General features: G+C 58.9%; 13 protein-coding genes and 1 riboswitch. Of the genes, 8 read left to right on the top strand and 5 right to left on the bottom strand.

Features of this window, described 5'->3' with window-relative positions; all coding sequences use genetic code 11:
* Positions 1–71: 71 nt before the first annotated feature.
* The 3 genes from KI231_RS24415 to KI231_RS24405 form a co-directional block, all read right to left on the bottom strand.
* Positions 72–656, bottom strand: coding sequence for a TMEM165/GDT1 family protein (locus tag KI231_RS24415; protein WP_103306242.1), 585 nt, complete (start codon positions 654–656; stop codon positions 72–74).
* Between the two features lie 88 nt (positions 657–744).
* A riboswitch (yybP-ykoY riboswitch) is annotated at positions 745–869 on the bottom strand.
* A 39-nt stretch (positions 870–908) separates the two neighbouring features.
* The gene (locus KI231_RS24410) at positions 909–1,907 is read right to left on the bottom strand and encodes a methyltransferase (RefSeq protein WP_213026557.1); all 999 of its coding nucleotides are present in this window, start codon (positions 1,905–1,907) and stop codon (positions 909–911) included.
* A gap of 32 nt (positions 1,908–1,939) precedes the next feature.
* On the bottom strand, positions 1,940–2,905 hold the full coding sequence (locus tag KI231_RS24405; RefSeq protein WP_213026556.1) for a 2-hydroxyacid dehydrogenase: 966 nt from the start codon (positions 2,903–2,905) through the stop codon (positions 1,940–1,942).
* 294 nt (positions 2,906–3,199) lie between these two features.
* Between KI231_RS24405 and KI231_RS24400 the strand changes: the two genes are divergently transcribed.
* Positions 3,200–3,829: a LysE family translocator gene (locus KI231_RS24400; RefSeq protein ID WP_103306239.1), complete on the top strand. Its 630-nt coding sequence runs from the start codon at positions 3,200–3,202 to the stop codon at positions 3,827–3,829.
* A gap of 64 nt (positions 3,830–3,893) precedes the next feature.
* On the opposite strand, the gene KI231_RS24395 is transcribed toward KI231_RS24400, so the two are convergent.
* Positions 3,894–4,658, bottom strand: coding sequence for an AraC family transcriptional regulator (locus KI231_RS24395; protein ID WP_213026555.1), 765 nt, complete (start codon positions 4,656–4,658; stop codon positions 3,894–3,896).
* Positions 4,659–4,743: 85 nt separating this feature from the next.
* On the opposite strand from KI231_RS24395, the gene KI231_RS24390 reads away from it, so the two are divergent.
* From KI231_RS24390 to KI231_RS24370, 5 genes are all read left to right on the top strand, one after another.
* A complete protein-coding gene (locus tag KI231_RS24390; protein WP_213026554.1) occupies positions 4,744–5,928 on the top strand; it encodes an MFS transporter in 1,185 nt (394 codons plus the stop codon).
* A gap of 146 nt (positions 5,929–6,074) precedes the next feature.
* Positions 6,075–7,757 carry a fatty acid--CoA ligase gene (locus tag KI231_RS24385; protein WP_213026553.1) on the top strand — a complete coding sequence of 561 codons (1,683 nt, stop codon included), beginning with the start codon at positions 6,075–6,077 and terminating at the stop codon, positions 7,755–7,757.
* Between the two features lie 338 nt (positions 7,758–8,095).
* A complete protein-coding gene (locus KI231_RS24380; RefSeq protein ID WP_103306236.1) occupies positions 8,096–9,985 on the top strand; it encodes a DUF1302 domain-containing protein in 1,890 nt (629 codons plus the stop codon).
* A 27-nt stretch (positions 9,986–10,012) separates the two neighbouring features.
* Positions 10,013–11,377, top strand: coding sequence for a DUF1329 domain-containing protein (locus tag KI231_RS24375; RefSeq protein ID WP_103306235.1), 1,365 nt, complete (start codon positions 10,013–10,015; stop codon positions 11,375–11,377).
* A gap of 176 nt (positions 11,378–11,553) precedes the next feature.
* A complete protein-coding gene (locus tag KI231_RS24370; RefSeq protein ID WP_213026552.1) occupies positions 11,554–14,283 on the top strand; it encodes a winged helix-turn-helix domain-containing protein in 2,730 nt (909 codons plus the stop codon).
* Between the two features lie 16 nt (positions 14,284–14,299).
* On the opposite strand, the gene KI231_RS24365 is transcribed toward KI231_RS24370, so the two are convergent.
* Positions 14,300–15,520 carry a hypothetical protein gene (locus KI231_RS24365; protein ID WP_213026551.1) on the bottom strand — a complete coding sequence of 407 codons (1,221 nt, stop codon included), beginning with the start codon at positions 15,518–15,520 and terminating at the stop codon, positions 14,300–14,302.
* A 202-nt stretch (positions 15,521–15,722) separates the two neighbouring features.
* Here KI231_RS24365 and KI231_RS24360 point away from each other — a divergent pair, with 202 nt between their 5' ends.
* Positions 15,723–16,367, top strand: coding sequence for an MBL fold metallo-hydrolase (locus KI231_RS24360; protein ID WP_213026550.1), 645 nt, complete (start codon positions 15,723–15,725; stop codon positions 16,365–16,367).
* A 114-nt stretch (positions 16,368–16,481) separates the two neighbouring features.
* Complete coding sequence (locus tag KI231_RS24355; RefSeq protein ID WP_103306232.1) at positions 16,482–17,216, top strand: YiaD family glycine zipper/OmpA-like lipoprotein; 735 nt, start codon at positions 16,482–16,484, stop codon at positions 17,214–17,216.
* Positions 17,217–17,364: the final 148 nt, after the last annotated feature.

Raw genomic sequence — 17,364 nt, 5'->3', positions numbered from 1 at the left:
TTCCAAAAGGGACGCAGAGCGTCCCCGGCTGCATTCCCACGCAGAGCGTGGGAACGATCCTTCTCTCAGGGTTAAACCCAGCCACTGCTCTGCATCGCCTTGTACACCGCGACGATCGCCAGAATCAGGAATGCCGAAGCTGCCAGGCGACGGATCAAGGTCAACGGCAATTTATCCGCCGCAAAATTACCCGCCAATACCACCGGCACGTTAGCAATCAACATGCCCGCCGTGGTGCCGATAATCACCAGCCAGAGTTCCGGGTATTGCGCGGCGAGCATCACTGTCGCGACCTGTGTCTTGTCACCCATTTCGGCCAGGAAGAACGCAATCAGCGTGGTCAGGAAAGGCCCGAACTTGCGTGCGGTGCTGGTTTCATCGTCGTCCATTTTGTCTGGCACCAGCGTCCACAACGCAGTGGCGGCGAAGCTTGCGGCGAGAATCCAGTGCAGAACAGAGTCTGAGAAAAAGCTGCCGAACCAGGCGCCGACCGCACCGGCTGCTGCGTGGTTGGCCAGGGTCGCGGCAACAATACCGGCAATGATTGGCCAGGGTTTGCGGAAGCGAGCGGCGAGAATCAGCGCGAGCAGTTGCGTCTTGTCGCCGATTTCGGCCAAGGCAACGATTGCGGTGGGAACGAGTAATGAGTCCAGCATCAGGATTTTCCTAAGGGGCGGGTCGACACGGCTATGACACGTACAGCCTTCCCGCCCCGGGTAAGGTGTGCGTGTCATAGGTCTTGTCAAACCCTGCGATCCGTCTGATGCGGACGCTTGGGTCGCATACGCCATGATCTGAGGATCAAGTATGTTGACGTATGCCGGACGAGCTTGGCGCTCGTGGGAGACTACTCCCCTAGGACGGAGCGGATTCTGCCTAGGCAAATCCGATTGAGCAAGCACAAATTTCTAGCCGCGCTTGGCCCGGTAAATCCGGAAACCATTGCCTTCTGCCTTGATTGCGCACACGCCCAGATGCTCTTCGATCAGCGGCTGGTACTTCAGGAAGCTGTTCGCCACCAAGCGCAGTTCGCCGCCGTTTTTCAGATGTTTCGCTGCTTTTCGTAGCAAGTTCTCAGTGGCGAAATAATCCGTGTGTACCCCGACATGGAACGGCGGGTTGCTCAGAATGGCGCTCAAGCCCATCGGCGCGGCGTCGATTCCGTCACCGGTCAGCACCTCGGCTTCCAGGCCGTTGGCAGCCAATGTCAGACGGCTGCTGGCGGCGGCAAATGCGTCAACATCGAGCAACGTGACTTGATTGTGCGGGTAGCGACGTTTGACCGCAGCGCCCAACACGCCCGCGCCACAACCGAAGTCGAGCAGATGACCGCTCGGCAGTTTGTCCAGATGCTCCAGCAGCAGCGCGCTGCCGCGATCAAGTCGGCCATGGCTGAACACGCCCGGCAGGCTGATGACTTTCAGCGGGCCTTCGGCCAGTGGCAGCTCATAAGTCTGCGCCAGACTGTCCAGCGATTTCGCTTCAGGCGCATTGGCGACCGTGACTTGCCACAGTTGGCAGTGACGCGCGCTATCGAGCTTGCGTGGCTTACCGAACGGGTTGAGCTGCTTGGACGCGCCTTCGATACCGCTGCGTTTTTCGCCGACCAGAAACACTTCGCGCCCAGCCAGACGCGCAGCCACCGCGTTGAGGATGTAATCGGTCAGGTCCTTGGACTTGGGCAAAAACACCACGGCGCTGTCGAACTCGCTCTCTGGAATGTTCACGCCAAAATGACTGCGACCTTCGAAACGCGCCTCGAGGGCGGCTTGATCGCCGGCATGCCAGCACCAGCCAAACGCATTGGGCAGGCGCCCGAGCAAATCGTCGGCAGGCAAACCGGCCAGCAACAGCGAACCCTGGAATAACTCGGCCTGACGAAGCAGTACTTCACTGCGCGGATCCATAACTGCTCCTCAAAAAAAAGTGCCGCAGTTTATCAACTGACGACCCGCAGCGCCTTACCGCTGAAGAACGCCTCGGCGTTTTCGGTCAATTGACCGACGATGCGCTGCCGGGCTTCGCGGCTGCCCCAGGCGTTATGCGGGGTGACAATCAGGCGCGGAATGTCAGCGGCCAGCAGCGGATTGCCCTGGGTGGGTGGCTCGACGCTGAGCACATCGGTGGCGGCGCCGCCGAGATGGCCGGCACGCAAGGCATCGGCCAACGCCTGCTCGTCGATCAGTCCGCCACGGGCGGTGTTGACCACGAACGCCCCGGGTTTCATCGACGCCAGTTCGCGTGCGCCGATGAAGTGCCGGGTGTGTTCGTTGAGCGGGCAGTGCAGGGTCAGGGCGTCGACCTGCGGCAGCAATTCATCCAATGGCAGACGATCCGGGCGGGCCGGGCGCCCCGGAATCTGCCCAAGCAATACGCGCATGCCGAAAGCCTCAGCCAGACGCGCGACGGCGCCGCCGAGTTCGCCATGGCCGAGCAGGCCAAGGGTTTTGCCTTCTAGTTCGACAATCGGGTAGTCGAGCAGGCAGAACTGTTTCGCCTGCTGCCAGCGACCTTCGCTGACGGCTTTCTGATAATCGGCCAACCGTGTGGCGAGGTTAAGCAGCAACATGATCGTGTGTTGCGCCACCGATGGCGTGCCGTAACCCTGGCAGTTGCAAACGGTGATGCCCTGAGCGCGGGCGGCGGCGAGATCGACGTTGTTGGTGCCAGTGGCGGTAATCAGGATCAGCTTTAGATCCGGGTTGGCGGCCATGGCGGCGGCGTCGATCAGGATCTTGTTGGAGATCGCTACTGTGGCGCCTTGCAGGCGTTCGGTGACTTGTTCCGGCAAGGTCTGGGCAAACAGTTGCAGGTCGCTGAAGCAGGCGCGCAACGGGCTGAGGTCGAGATCGCCCAGGTCCAGCGAAGGGTGATCGAGGAATACGGCGCGGCGCGGGTTCGTCATCAACTGTACCTTTTGTGCTTTGAACGGAAGGCGTAATCTGCCGAGCCTACCAGATGAAACAAATCGTTACGCACAGCGCCCGCAATACCCTGTGGCGAGGGGATTTATCCCCGATGGGTTGCGAAGCAGCCCCAAAAACGGCTGTTTGGGCGGATCAGACCAGGCAATGGCAATGGTATTGCGACTGCTGCGCAGTCGGTCGGGGCGGTGCGACGTTTCGCTAAATCCCCTCACCATAGGCACTGCGTTTCCTACAGATTTATTTATTGACCAAGCTGCCCCAGAGGAGCCCCCATGTACTGGACCGAGTTCTTGACCGTTGCACTTATCCACCTGCTGGCCGTCGCCAGCCCCGGCCCGGACTTTGCCGTGGTGGTGCGCGAGAGCGTGACCCACGGTCGGCGCGCCGGCACCTGGACGGCGTTGGGTGTCGGCACGGCGATTTTCCTGCACGTGGGATATTCGCTGCTGGGCATCGGCCTGATCGTGTCGCAGTCGATCGTGCTGTTCAACGCCTTGAAATGGGCCGCCGCGGCTTACCTGCTGTACATCGGTTTCAAGGCTTTGCGCGCTCAGCCGGCAAAAACCGTCACCGATGACCTGCACAAGGAAGCGGGTGTGCGCACTGCCCGTGGCGCTTTCACCTCGGGTTTCGTCACCAACGGTCTGAACCCGAAAGCCACGCTGTTTTTCCTGTCGCTGTTCACCGTGGTCATCAACCCACACACGCCGCTGGCGATTCAGGCGGGTTACGGGGTTTATCTGGCGGTCGCGACCGCGTTCTGGTTCTGCCTGGTGGCGATGCTGTTCAGCCAGCAACGGGTACGCGCCGGTTTTGCCCGCATGGGCCACTGGTTTGATCGCACCATGGGCGCGGTGCTGATCGCGCTCGGCGTGAAAATCGCGTTTACCGAAATGCATTGAGAAAACACCGCAAACAACCTGTGGGAGCGAGCCGGCTCGCTCCCACAAGGTATTGGGGTGATTCCTAAAGGAGTTCGCTGAGCTTGCTGAGGGTATTGAGATACTCGCGGGGATTCTCCCCGAGCAGGCGTCGAAACATCGCGCTGAACGCCCGCGCGCTGCCGTAACCCAAGTCCCGCGCCACGCTTTGTACGCTGTCTCCGGCGAGCAGGCGCGGCAGGGCTTCCATCAGGCGCAGTTGCTGGCGCCAGGCATTGAAATTCATCTGCAGTTGTTGCTGAAACAGCCGCGTCAGTGTGCGCGAACTGGCGCCGACCTGCTGCGCCCAGTCTTCCAGCGTGTTGGGATGATCCGGGGTTTGCAGCAGCGCCAGACAAATGTTTTGCAGTCGCCGGTCGCTGGGCATTGGGATGTGCAGCGGCAGGTTTTCCAGGCTGGCGAGTTCTTCCAGCATCAGTTGCTGAATCAGCGGATTGTCGGCATGCGGCGGACCTTGCACGGCACGCAGGATCAGCTCGCGCAATAACGGCGTGACCGCCAATACGCAGCACTGATGCAAGCTGGCCGGCGACAGCTCAGGGGCGATGAACAGCGAACGCATCTGCACATCGCCGGACATGAAAATCTCGTGCGCCACTTCCGGCGGAATCCACACCGCGCGGCTGGGCGGAATCACCCACGCGCCCGATTCCGTGACCACGCGCATGACGCCGCAGACGGCATACAGCAACTGTGCCTCGCGATGCAGGTGCAGCGGCTGGTGCGCGCCGTCCAGATAATCCCGGGGATAGGCGCTCACCGGGCCGTGTTCGAAGTGGCTGATCAACATGGCGGTTTTGATGACTTGTTTGGCAGGAATGCGCTTTTTCGCCAACTTAGCATAGGCACATCACAACAACGAAAAGCGTGCCGTAATGAATCAATCCTGCCAAGTCATCCGCTACATCAACGCTGCCCATGTGATCGATCACATGTTCATGCTGATATTTCCCGCTGCCGTGCTCGGCATGACCCAGGCCTTCGGCCTTGATTACGCCGCGCTGATCGGCCTGTCCCTCGGCGGCTTCATCGCTTTCGGCGCCTGTTCGCTACCCGCCGGTTGGCTGGGCGATCACTGGAGCCGGCGGCAGATGATGCTGGTGTTTTTCTTCGGCATCGGCGCTTCGGCGATCTTCACCGGCCTGAGTAACAGCCCGGCCATGCTGGTGATCGGCCTGACGCTGATCGGTATTTTTGCCGCGATCTATCACCCGGTGGGCACGGCAATGTTGGTCGCGTACGCGCAGAACCGAGGCCGGGAAATCGGCATCAACGGTATGTGGGGCAACCTCGGCGTGGCGTTTTCGGCGCTGATCACCGGTTTGCTGGTGGCGCAATTCGGCTGGCGCTCGGCGTTTCTGTTACCGGGGGCGGTGGCGATTGTGTTGGGTATCGGCTTTGCCTTGCAGGTGCGTGAGGAGCCGATTCCGAAACGCCCGCACACCGCCCTCAAAGGCGCCGGCGGCCAGCGCATTTCGATGGTTATGGTGTTCGGCGTGCTGGCGCTGGCCACGGCCACCGGTGGCGTGGTGTTCAACGCCACCACCATGACCTATCCGAAATTGTTTCAGGAGCGTTTGCATGAGCTGTTTGCCTCGCCGCAAACCCTTGGCGTGGTGGTCAGTCTGGCCTACGCGTTTGGTGCGGTCGCGCAGTTGAGCATTGGTCGGGTGTTGCACCGGATCAGTCTGAAATGGCCGTTCATTGTGTTGACGATGTGCCAGGCACCGCTGCTGTTTGCGCTGGCCTATGCCGACGGCTGGGCGGTGATCGCCCTCGGTGCAGCGTTCATGTTTGTAGTGTTCGGTCAGGTCACGGTGAACGATGCCATGGTCGCCAACTTCGTCGCACCGCAGTGGCAATCCCGGGTCTTTGCCCTGCGTTACTGTTTATCGTTCGGTGCCAGTGCGACGGCGATTCCGCTGATTTCCTATGTCGAACCGCGCCAGGGTTTTGTGGGGCTTTATCTGATTCTGGCGGGTTTCGGTGCTTTGACCTTCCTGGCCGCAGTGGTTTTCCCACGCACACCTTCCGAAGAGGCCGCAGGACAAACCGCCTGAGCGGTGGCGAATTCCGGCAAATGCTGGCGCAAAGCTAGCATTTGTACGGCTGTGCAAATCATTCCTTCGGCTGATTTGGCTGGCGTATAAGGGTTCTAGAGTACAAATCTCTACGCCAACACCGTGCAGTCAGAAAAGGGATTCTTATGTTGCAGACTCGCGTCATTCCCCCGGCCGATGGGGCCTACCAGTATCCATTGCTGATTAAACGGCTGCTGATGTCCGGCGCCCGCTACGAGAAAACCCGCGAGATCATCTACCGTGACCAGTTGCGCTACAGCTATCCGACCCTGATCGAGCGCGTCGCGAGGCTGGCCAACGTGCTCACGGCGGCCGGTGTGAAGGCCGGTGATACCGTGGCGGTGATGGACTGGGACAGCCATCGTTACCTGGAATGCATGTTTGCCATTCCGATGATCGGCGCGGTGATCCACACCATCAACGTGCGCCTTTCGCCGGAGCAGATCCTCTACACCATGAACCATGCCGAGGACCGCTTTGTGCTGGTCAACAGCGAGTTCGTCGGGCTGTATCAAGCGATCGCGCCGCACCTGACCACAGTGAAGAAAACCCTGCTGCTGACCGATCTGCCGGAAAAAACCGCCGAGCTGCCGAACCTGGTTGGCGAGTATGAGCAACTGCTGGCAGCCGCCAGCCCGCAATACGACTTCCAGGATTTCGACGAAAATTCGGTCGCCACCACGTTCTACACCACAGGCACCACCGGCAACCCGAAAGGCGTGTATTTCACCCATCGACAACTGGTGCTGCACACCATGGGCGTGTCGACCATCATGGGCTCGATCGACAGCGTGCGTCTGCTCGGCACCAACGACGTGTACATGCCGATCACCCCGATGTTTCACGTTCACGCCTGGGGCCTGCCTTACGTGGCGACCATGCTTGGACTCAAACAGGTTTATCCGGGGCGTTACGATCCGGAGTTTCTGGTCGAGCTGTGGCGCAAGGAGAAGGTCACGTTCTCCCACTGCGTGCCGACCATCCTGCAAATGTTGCTGAATGCCAAAGGCGCGCAGGGCACCGATTTTGGTGGCTGGAAAATCGTCATTGGCGGCAGCGCGCTCAATCGCACCTTGTATGAAACCGCCAAGGCTCGTGGCATTCAGCTCACCGCTGCGTACGGCATGTCCGAGACCGGGCCACTGGTTTCCTGTGCGCATCTCAATGATGAGCTGATGGCCGGCACTGAAGACGAGCGCACCACCTACCGGATCAAGGCCGGTGTGCCGGGGCCGTTGGTGGAGGCAGCCATCGTCGACGCCGAGGGCAACTTCCTCCCGGCCGATGGCGAAACCCAGGGCGAACTGGTGCTGCGCGCGCCATGGCTGACCGAGGGGTATTTCAACGAACCGCAAAAGGGCGCCGAACTCTGGGCCGGCGGCTGGCTGCATACCGGTGATGTGGCGACGCTCGACAGCATGGGCGTGATCGACATCCGCGATCGCATCAAGGACGTGATCAAGACCGGCGGCGAGTGGATCTCTTCGCTCGATCTCGAAGACCTGATCAGTCGTCATGTCGCGGTACGCGAAGTAGCAGTGGTGGGCATCGCCGATCCACAGTGGGGCGAGCGCCCGTTTGCCCTGCTGGTGATTCGTGAAGGTCATGAAATCGGGGCGCGCGAGCTCAAGGAACACCTCAAACCGTTCGTGGAACTTGGGCACCTGAGCAAGTGGGCGATTCCGAGTCAGATCGCCCTTGTTACCGAAATTCCCAAGACCAGCGTCGGCAAGCTCGACAAGAAGCGCATCCGCCTCGACATCACGGAATGGCAGACCAACAACAGCACCTTCCTTTCGACACTTTGAGTGTCTGCTGGCGCGCCGAAAACGGCGCGCCAGACCCACCAAGCAAGCGCTTGCCTTGTGAAATCGAAAAATTCAGCCATCCTTGCCGTGCCGACATGCGTCGGACTGGCGAAAGGACTGTTCCAGAGTGGTTGGCGACTGCAAATCACACTTTAGAGGGATCAAGCAGTACCACCTGCTGGCTATAGTCCGCTCAAGGATTTTTAAGAACGGGGCACACGCACACATCGGGGCGATGCATCTTTGGAGTGATTTCGGGTCGCCGCTGGCACCCGGTCATCCACAACGTTTTTAAAAGTACTCACTGCCATAACAATAATGCACATGGAGTAGCGTCGATGACCTCAGTAAACCAGTTCTGGCGCCGGGCGAAACTGCCTCTGGCGGTCAGTCTTGCTTCTTCGCTCGCCGGGCCCGCATTCGGCGTCAGTTTCAACGTCGGTGAAATCGAAGGTCAGTTCGATTCATCCCTGTCGATCGGCGCCAGTTGGTCTACCCAGAGCCCGAACAAGAACCTCATCGGCGTCAACAATGGTGGTCACGGTCTGTCGCAGACTTCCGACGACGGCCACGCCAACTTCAAGAGCGGCGAAACCTTTTCGAAGATCTTCAAGGGCATCCATGACCTTGAATTGAAATACGGCGACACCGGCGTGTTCGTCCGTGGCAAATACTGGTACGACTTCGAACTCAAGGACGAAAGCCGCGAGTTCAAGGACATCAGCGATTCGGGCCGCAAAGAGGGCGCCAAGTCGTCCGGCGGGCAGATCCTCGACGCCTTCGTCTACCACAACTACTCGATCGCCGATCAGCCAGGCTCCGTGCGTCTGGGCAAGCAGGTGGTGAGCTGGGGTGAAAGTACCTTCATCGGTGGCGGTATCAACTCGATCAACCCGATCGATGTGTCGGCGTTCCGCCGTCCAGGTGCCGAGATCAAGGAAGGCCTGATTCCGGTCAACATGTTCTACGTGTCCCAGAGCCTGACCGAAAACCTTTCGGCCGAAGCGTTCTATCAGCTGGAATGGGACCAGACCGTTGTCGATAACTGCGGCACGTTCTTCTCGCAGCCGGACATCGTTGCCGACGGTTGCAACGACAACCTGCGCGTGCTGAACAAGCGTTCGCAAATCCCGGCCATTGCCTTGGGGCCGTTGGGCGCCAACGGCGTCAACGTCAACGAGGAAGGCGTGCTGGTACGTCGTGGCCCGGATCGCGATGCCCGTGACAGCGGGCAGTGGGGCGCCTCCTTCAAGTACATGTATGAACCGCTGGACACCGAGTTCGGCGCCTACTTCATGAACTACCACAGCCGTGCGCCGATCTTCAGCGCCACCGGTGCGCCACAATCGGTCTACAACACGGCGCGCGCGCTGCCGGGGCCTTTTGCGGCACTCGCACCACTGCTGGTCGCGGGCAACTCGAACTACTTCATTGAATATCCTGAAGACATTCGTCTCTACGGTCTGAGCTTCTCCACCACCCTGCCTACCGGTACGGCGTGGAGCGGTGAGATCAGCTACCGTCCGAACGCACCGGTGCAACTGAACTCCACCGATATCCTGTTCGCCGGTGTGCGTCCGATCGGCGGCGCACTGACCAACGCTTCGATACTCAATGGCGTGCCGGGTCAGGATCTGCACGGTTACGAGCGCAAGGAAATCACCCAGCTGCAGACAACGTTCACGCACTTCTTCGATCAGGTCATGGGCGCCAGCCGTCTGACCCTCGTTGGTGAAGTCGGCGCGACCTACGTCGGCGGCCTGGAAAGCCGTTCCGACAAACGTTATGGCCGCGATCCGGTATATGGCCCGGGTGAGTTGCCGGCCACTGGCGGCGTCAATACCTGCGCCAATATTCTCAACGCCAGCACCATCAATGGCGCCGGGCCTGGCTCGCCGCAGAACAACCGCAGCCGCAATTGCGACAACGACGGTTTCACCACATCGATGTCCTGGGGCTACCGCGGTCGGGCGATCTGGGAATACAACGACGTGTTTGCGGGTGTGAACCTCAAGCCGAACGTGGCCTGGTCCCACGACGTCAGCGGTTACTCGCCAGGCCCTGGCGGCAACTTCGAGGAAGGGCGCAAGGCTGTCAGCCTCGGCGTTGATGCCGAGTACCAGAACACCTATACCGCGAGCCTGGCTTACACCAACTTCTTCGACGGCAAGTACACCACCGTGGATGATCGCGACTTCGTTGCGCTCAGCTTCGGCGTGAACTTCTAAGCACTGCATTTCAGGACGAACGAATTTATGAAAATAACAAAGAGTCTGTTCCACGCCGGTGTACTGGGCCTGTCGCTGCTGGCGACCGGTGTCATGGCAGCAGTGCCTGCTGCCGAAGCCGACAAACTGGGCAAGAGCCTGACCCCGATGGGCGCCGAAATGGCCGGCAATGCCGACGGTTCGATCCCGGCCTGGAAGCCGCTGCCGAAGAATGCGGGCAGCGTCGACAGCAAAGGTTTCCTGTCCAACCCGTACGCCAGTGAGCAACCGCTGTTCACCATCACTGCGAAGGACGCCGACAAATACAAGGACAAGCTTGCGCCGGGCCAGTACGCGATGTTCAAGCGTTACCCGGACACCTTCAAGATGCCAGTGTATCCGTCGCATCGCGGCGCCACCGTGCCGGATGAAGTGTTCGCCTCGATCAAGAAAAACGCCACCACCACCAATCTGGTGTCCGGTGGCAACGGTCTGGAAAACTTTGAAACCGCTGTACCGTTCCCGATTCCGAAAAGCGGTGTGGAAGTCATCTGGAACCACATCACCCGCTATCGCGGCGGCAGCGTGACCCGTCTGGTGACCCAGGCGACGCCACAGCCGAACGGCTCGTTCAGTCTGGTGTACTTCCAGGACCAGTTCGTGTTCCGCGACAAGATGAAGGACTACGACCCGAAAAACCCGGGCAACATCCTGTTCTACTTCAAGCAGAAAGTGACGGCGCCGGCACGTCTGGCCGGTGGTGTGTTGCTGGTGCACGAAACCCTCGACCAAGTGAAGGAGCCACGTTCGGCGTGGGTCTACAACGCCGGTCAGCGTCGTGTGCGCCGGGCGCCACAAGTGTCCTATGACGGTCCGGGTACTGCGGCGGACGGTCTGCGTACCTCCGACAACCTCGATATGTACAACGGTGCGCCGGATCGCTACGACTGGAAGCTCGAAGGCAAGAAAGAGATGTACATCGCCTCCGACAGCTACAAGCTCGACGATCCGAAGCTCAAGTACACCGACATCATCAAGGCCGGCCACATCAATCAGGATCTCGCCCGTTACGAGCTGCGCCGCGTCTGGCACGTGGTTGCAACCCTGAAAGAAGGTCAGCGCCACATCTACGCCAAACGTGACTTCTACATCGACGAAGACACCTGGCAAGCTGCCGTCATCGACCACTACGACGGTCGTGGTCAACTGTGGCGTGTGGCCGAGGCGCATGCCGAGAACTACTACGACAAGCAAGTGCCGTGGTATGCCCTGGAAACCCTCTACGACCTGCAGTCCGGCCGCTACCTGGCACTAGGCATGAAGAACGAAGAGAAGCAGGCGTATGACTTCGGCTTCACCGCCACCACCAGCGACTTCACCCCGGCTGCACTGCGTCAGGATGGTGTTCGCTAAACCGCTGTAAACGCGAGGCCGCATCCTCGTGAAAACGCCCCGACTGGTTCGGGGCGTTTTTTTGCCTGTAGTCTTTTTGTAGCCATTTGTAGCAGCAACCTTCATAACCGGTTCGTTTAAGGCTAGTCTGCGGACATCTGCAACGCCGCCAACAGCAATTCGAACAAGAGCCGGCCATGACTGATCTGTCCCCACTTCCGGGTCCCGCAAGCGTTGCCGTCGCGGCATTGGACGGGCGTTTTTTTCGCCCGCCGCTGCCCGATGGCTACGTCTTGCGACCACGCCTTTGCGAGCGCCTGCAAGCCGGGCTCGGTGGGCGCCTGTTGCTGGTCAGCGCCCCCGCCGGGTTTGGCAAGAGCTCGCTGGCGGTGGAATTCTGCCAAAGTCTGCCGGCGCACTGGCAGAGCCTCTGGCTGGGTTTGAGCCCGCGCGACAGCGACCCCGGGCGGTTTCTCGAACGTCTGCTCGAAGGTTTGCAAGACTACTTTCCGCAACTGGGCAGCCGCGCACTGGGCCTGCTGAAAATGCGGCAGCGCCACCAGCCGTTTGCCTTCGAAGAATGGCTCGACGGTTTGCTCGATGAGCTGACGCTGCACCTCGATCCGGCCACGCCGCTGTTGCTGGTTCTCGACGATTACCATCTCGCCCAAGGGCCAGTGCTCGACCGTTGCCTGCAATTTTTCCTCAATCATTTGCCCGATGGCTTGCTGGTCATGGTCACCAGTCGGCAGCGTCCGGACTGGCATCTGGCGCGCCTGCGGCTGTCGCGGCAGTTGCTGGAGTTGCACGAGGCGGATCTGCGCCTGACCCACGACGAAGCCCTGACCCTGCTTGATCGCCACAGCACATCACTGCGTGGCGAAGCCCTGGAAAACCTCATCCAGCGCAGCGAAGGCTGGGTCGCCGGGCTGCGCTTCTGGTTGCTGGCGGTGTCCGAGGCCGGCAGTGATGCGGCGTTACCGCAAGCGCTGAACGGCGGGGAAGGGTTGATCCGCGACTATCTGCTGGAAGAAGTCATCGATTGCCTGCCCGCCGAAGTCCAGGCGTTTCTCTACGACACTGCCCCGCAGGAGCGCTTTTGCAGCGAGCTATGCGACGCCGTTCGCGAGGCCCACGACAGCGCCGAGATCCTGCGTTTCCTGCTTGCGCATCAGGTCTTTCTGGTGCCGCTGGATGAACATGGGCACTGGTATCGTTATCACCATCTGTTTTCTGATTTGTTGCGCAGTCGGCCGATTGCTCAAGCCATGGTGCCCACCGCGACCCTGCATTTGCGCGCCTGTCGCTGGTTCAACGCTCAAGGTTTGCTCGACGAAGCGGTGGAGCAGGCCTTGCGTGCCGGCCACCTCGACGTGGCAGCGAATCTGGTACAGAACCTCTCCGAGGAGCAACTGCTCGCCGAGCAGAACGTCGGCATGCTGCTGCGCTGGAAAATGGACTTGCCCGACAGCCTGCTGATCAGTACGCCGCGGCTGATCGTCCTCTACAGCTGGGCGCTGGGGCTGGCCTGTCAGCTCGATGCGGCCGAAGAACTCTCCAGCCACTTGAGCCGTTTCCTTCCGGCGCCGTCCGCCACGGCACAAAGGTCGATGCTGGCGCAATGGCTGGCGCTGAGCGGGATCATCGCTCGTGGTCGCGGCCATCGTGAATTGACCCTCAGGTATTGCAGCGAAGCCCTGGAGAGCCTTCCTGCCAAACGCTACGGTCAACGGCTGATGTGTTTGTCGACGCTGTCCAATCTGGCGATTGCCGACGGTGATCTCTGGCGCGCTCGTGGTCTGAACCGCGAATCCCTTGAGCTGGCGCAACGCGTTGGTAACCCGTTGTTCGAGGCGTTGGCGCATTACGACCGTGCCCGCGTCTTGCAGGCACGCGGCGAAATCCTCCGCGCGCTGGATGAAGTCCATCAAGGACTGGAACGCCTGCGCGGATTGTCCCCACAACGGTTATACGCGGTGCGCGCACGGCTGACCTTGTATGAAGGTTTTCTGCTGGCGATGCGCTTGCAGCCGCAAGCCGCCCGCGTGCGTCTGCTGGCCGGGATCGGCGAAGCGCGGGCCTGCCGCGATATCAGCGTGTTGATCGGACACAGCGTGATCGCCCGCCTGGACGGCGCCACCGGCGAATTCGCCAAAGCCTTCGCCGAACTCGCCGAAGCCGAACGGCTGATGCACATCTGGGACGTGCCGCCGATCTACTATCTGGCGATGATCACCCTGGTCAAATGCGAGCTGTGGCTGGCGCAGGGTCGCACCGATCTGGCCGAGGCCTGGCTGGCGCGTCTGGGCCAGACTTACACCGGCGAACGCGCCGCCGCACCACCGGAATTTCATCCACAGCTGCCGCTGCACGTTGAGTTGCAACAGGCATTGCTAGATATGATCCAGGGGCAACCGATGCTCGCCGAAGGGCGGCTGAACGTGCTGCATGAGAACGGTCAGCAAACCGGGCGACAGTTGCTCAGTGTGATGGCGTTGACCCAAAAGGTTGCGTTGCTGCTGGCAGGTGGGCGCGAGCCGGAAGCGCGCAAGGCGTTGGGCCAGGCGCTGGAAGCCGCGGCTGGGGGTGTGCTGCAACCGTTCGATGCTTTGGTGAAAAGACATGCCGACTGGTTACGCGGACATTTACAGGCTTCACCAGCGCTGGCGGGGCAGCAGTTGCTCGAACATTTTCCACCTGCCACACCCCGTCCAGCCGCCGAGTCCGCGGCCACCGAACAACTCAGCAGTCGGGAGCTGGCAGTGTTACGTCTGATCGCGCAGGGTTGTTCGAATCAGGAAATCAGCGAGCAGTTGTTCATTTCGCTGCATACCGTGAAAACCCACGCTAGCCATATCAACAGTAAATTGGGGGTTGAGCGGCGGACGCAAGCAGTGGCGCGTGCGAAGGAATTGGGGGTGCTGTGATTGAGGGAATGTGCTGTTATTGGCAGAAATTGGATAGTTGGGACTCCAATTCAAAAATGATTGCTTTCAGTTTGTCGGGTGAACAGGCGATAATTTTTGAAACAGCCATTCGCCGGAAGGCCATTTCTTCACTGGCCATAATAAGTTTTTGAACGGCTATATCGTCATTTTTTTCATTGACTGACTCCATGCTGAAACTGATCAGTGGAAGGCCGGTTCCAGCGTCGTCAGTCCTGCAGGCCAGGTGTTGTACGTCGAATAACTTTCCGAGTTCGTACAGCTTTTTTTCCGAGGTCGCTACATAGGATATTTTTATTTCTGGAAGGTGGTTTGGAGTCAAAGATATTTCTGGCATTTTAAGCAGGAACATATCCCATGCAGTTGCCTTGAGGTCATGTATGGCATTTGTCAGTGACTTGTTGGCTTGTGTGTTTACAAGTTTGTCAGCCAGTCCGCTGAAGTAGCAGAGGGCTAAACCTGATTCCCTCGCAAGACGAATGCCCAGTTCGTCAATCATGAACTTTTCGAACTGTTCGCATTTTTTTACGATGCCTCTATTGTCAGCGAACTTTATGAGCACCATTTTCAGTAGGCAGGCGTAAGTGAAGTCTACAATGTATTGTGTGTCTTCCCTGTTGATGCGTGCCGCAATTTCTTGTGCCCAGGCATTTGCGCAATCTCTAAGGTTTTCTTGTTTGTATAAGTCGCAGTAGTAAGCGATTGCGTCGGGTTTAATTTTGATTTCTCTATGTTCGATGAAGGTTTTTTCACACATCGCCTGTAGTTTTAAGATGGATGTCAAAACTTTTGGGATATGCCTGTTGAAGTTGTCAGGTGTCGATTTAAGATAGCTCTCTGTAACATAAAAAATCGGTGAGAAATCAAATTTTTTTTCAGCTAAGTGAAGTATAAATTCTTCAGCAGTTTGATGACTTTCAGACGATAGTGCTTCTGGGTTTTCCACGTATTCGTGCAGTAAACTTGCAACGTGCGAATCCAGGGTGATTGAACACCAGAACTGGAGTTCTAATTCAGAGTTGTTCGTGCAGAACTGATGATTGAAAAGGGCGGGGCGCTTTCCGCAAAATTGATCGATGATATGTATTTTGAGCGAGCCGCTACCCAATGTCAGAGACTCTTCATAGAAAAATGAAGGGTAGGGTGATGCTGAAATTTCAAAAAAATGCGCGTGGATGTCATCCGTTGATGTGAAATAGTTTTTATATTGTTGATACATATGTGCGGCTCACAATGGAATTGTATGAGAGTGGTAAGAACTCAGTTGCAGGGTGGACGTGCTCAATTTGGCATCTTTGATTGGATTGTTCAGATGTTTCACTGAGTTATCGATCTCAACTGCTCAGGGCGAATGCTGGCAGAATGATCTCTTTCTGAAGCGCGTTGCGCAAACCAGATGTGATCAGACTTTAGGAGTATCTATGGCAAATTTATTGCCCGCGCTCATCCGCGAAACCTTCCCCGTCGGTCCGCTACAGTGCAACTGCACGATCATTGGCGATCCGATCACCAAGAAAGCCATCGTCGTCGACCCGGGCGGCAATCCGGACCTGATTATGGCGCGCCTCGACGCGCTGGGTCTGAAAGTGGTCAGCATCATCCACACCCACGCGCATCTCGATCATTTTCTCGCCTCTGGCCAGATGAAAGAGAAAACCGGCGCGACCCTGCATTTGCACAAGGATGACCAGTTTTTGTGGGACAACCTTGAGATGCAGTGCCAGATGTTCGGTGTGCCCTATACCCCGGTGCCGTCGCCGGATCACTGGCTCAGCGATGACGAAGAACTGGCCTGTGGTTGCGGCGTGGCGCTGCATACGCCGGGTCATACGCCAGGTTCCATGAGCTTTTGGTTTTCCGAGGCTAAGCTGTTGATTGCCGGCGACACGCTGTTTCGTCGCGGCGTAGGGCGCACGGATTTGTGGGGCGGCGATCAGGCGACCATCGTGCGTTCGATCAAGCAGCGGTTGTACACCCTGGACGAAGACGCAATCGTCGTTGCCGGGCATGGTCCGGACACGCGTCTGGGCGATGAAATGCGCGAAAACCCGTTTGTGCGGGCCTAAATATTTTGTCACGAGTGTGCGGCGGAATTTTTGTGCATTGTCAGGATCCAACGCCCGCAGAGGTCCATTGCCAAACGGCCGCTGCATCACAGAATGCAAAAGTAGGAGCTCTCAATGTTCACCAAGCGTCGTTTGATTATTGTCGCTACCGCCGTGGCCTTGCTGTCCGGCTGCGCCTCGCCCAACCCGTATGACAATCAGGGCCAGGCCGACGGTGGCTCCCAAGGCATGAGCAAAACCGCCAAGTACGGTGGCCTGGGTGCGCTGGCCGGTGCCCTGGCGGGTGCTGCCATTGACCATAACAACCGTGGCAAGGGCGCCTTGATCGGTGCGGCCGTGGTGGGTGCTTCGGCGGCAGGTTACGGTTACTACGCTGACAAGCAGGAAGCCAAGCTGCGCGCGAGCATGGCCAACACCGGGGTTGAAGTGCAGCGTCAGGGCGATCAGATCAAGCTGATCATGCCGGGCAACATCACGTTCGCTACCGATTCGGCGAACATCGCGTCGAGCTTCTATCAGCCGCTGAACAATCTGGCCAACTCGCTGAAAGAGTTCAACCAGAACCAGATCGAAATCGTCGGCTACACCGACAGCACCGGCAGCCGCCAGCACAACATGGACTTGTCCCAGCGTCGTGCGCAGAGCGTGGCAACCTACCTGACCTCGCAAGGCGTCAGCGGTGCCAATCTGTCGGCCCGTGGTGCCGGTCCGGATAATCCGATTGCCAGCAACGGCGACGTCAATGGCCGCGCGCAGAACCGTCGGGTTGAAGTCAACCTGAAAGCGATTCCTGGCCAGCAGTATGGTGGCCAGCAGCAACAGCCGGGCACCGTTCAGCAGTATCCGTAAGCGATTGCCTGAATGAAGAAATGCCCGGTCCTGTGATCGGGCATTTTTTTGTCTGGCCTGTTATGGCCTCATCGCGGGCAAGCCCGCTCCCACAGGTATTGGTGGTGTACACAAAACCTGTGTTCCACACATCACCCTGTGGGAGCGG

Origin of the sequence: Pseudomonas sp. Seg1, from assembly GCF_018326005.1 — a bacterium.
In the GTDB taxonomy this organism is placed as follows: domain Bacteria; phylum Pseudomonadota; class Gammaproteobacteria; order Pseudomonadales; family Pseudomonadaceae; genus Aquipseudomonas.
The sequence above is the reverse complement of the archived record's forward strand: the minus strand, read 5'-3'. Positions and strand labels throughout refer to the sequence as shown.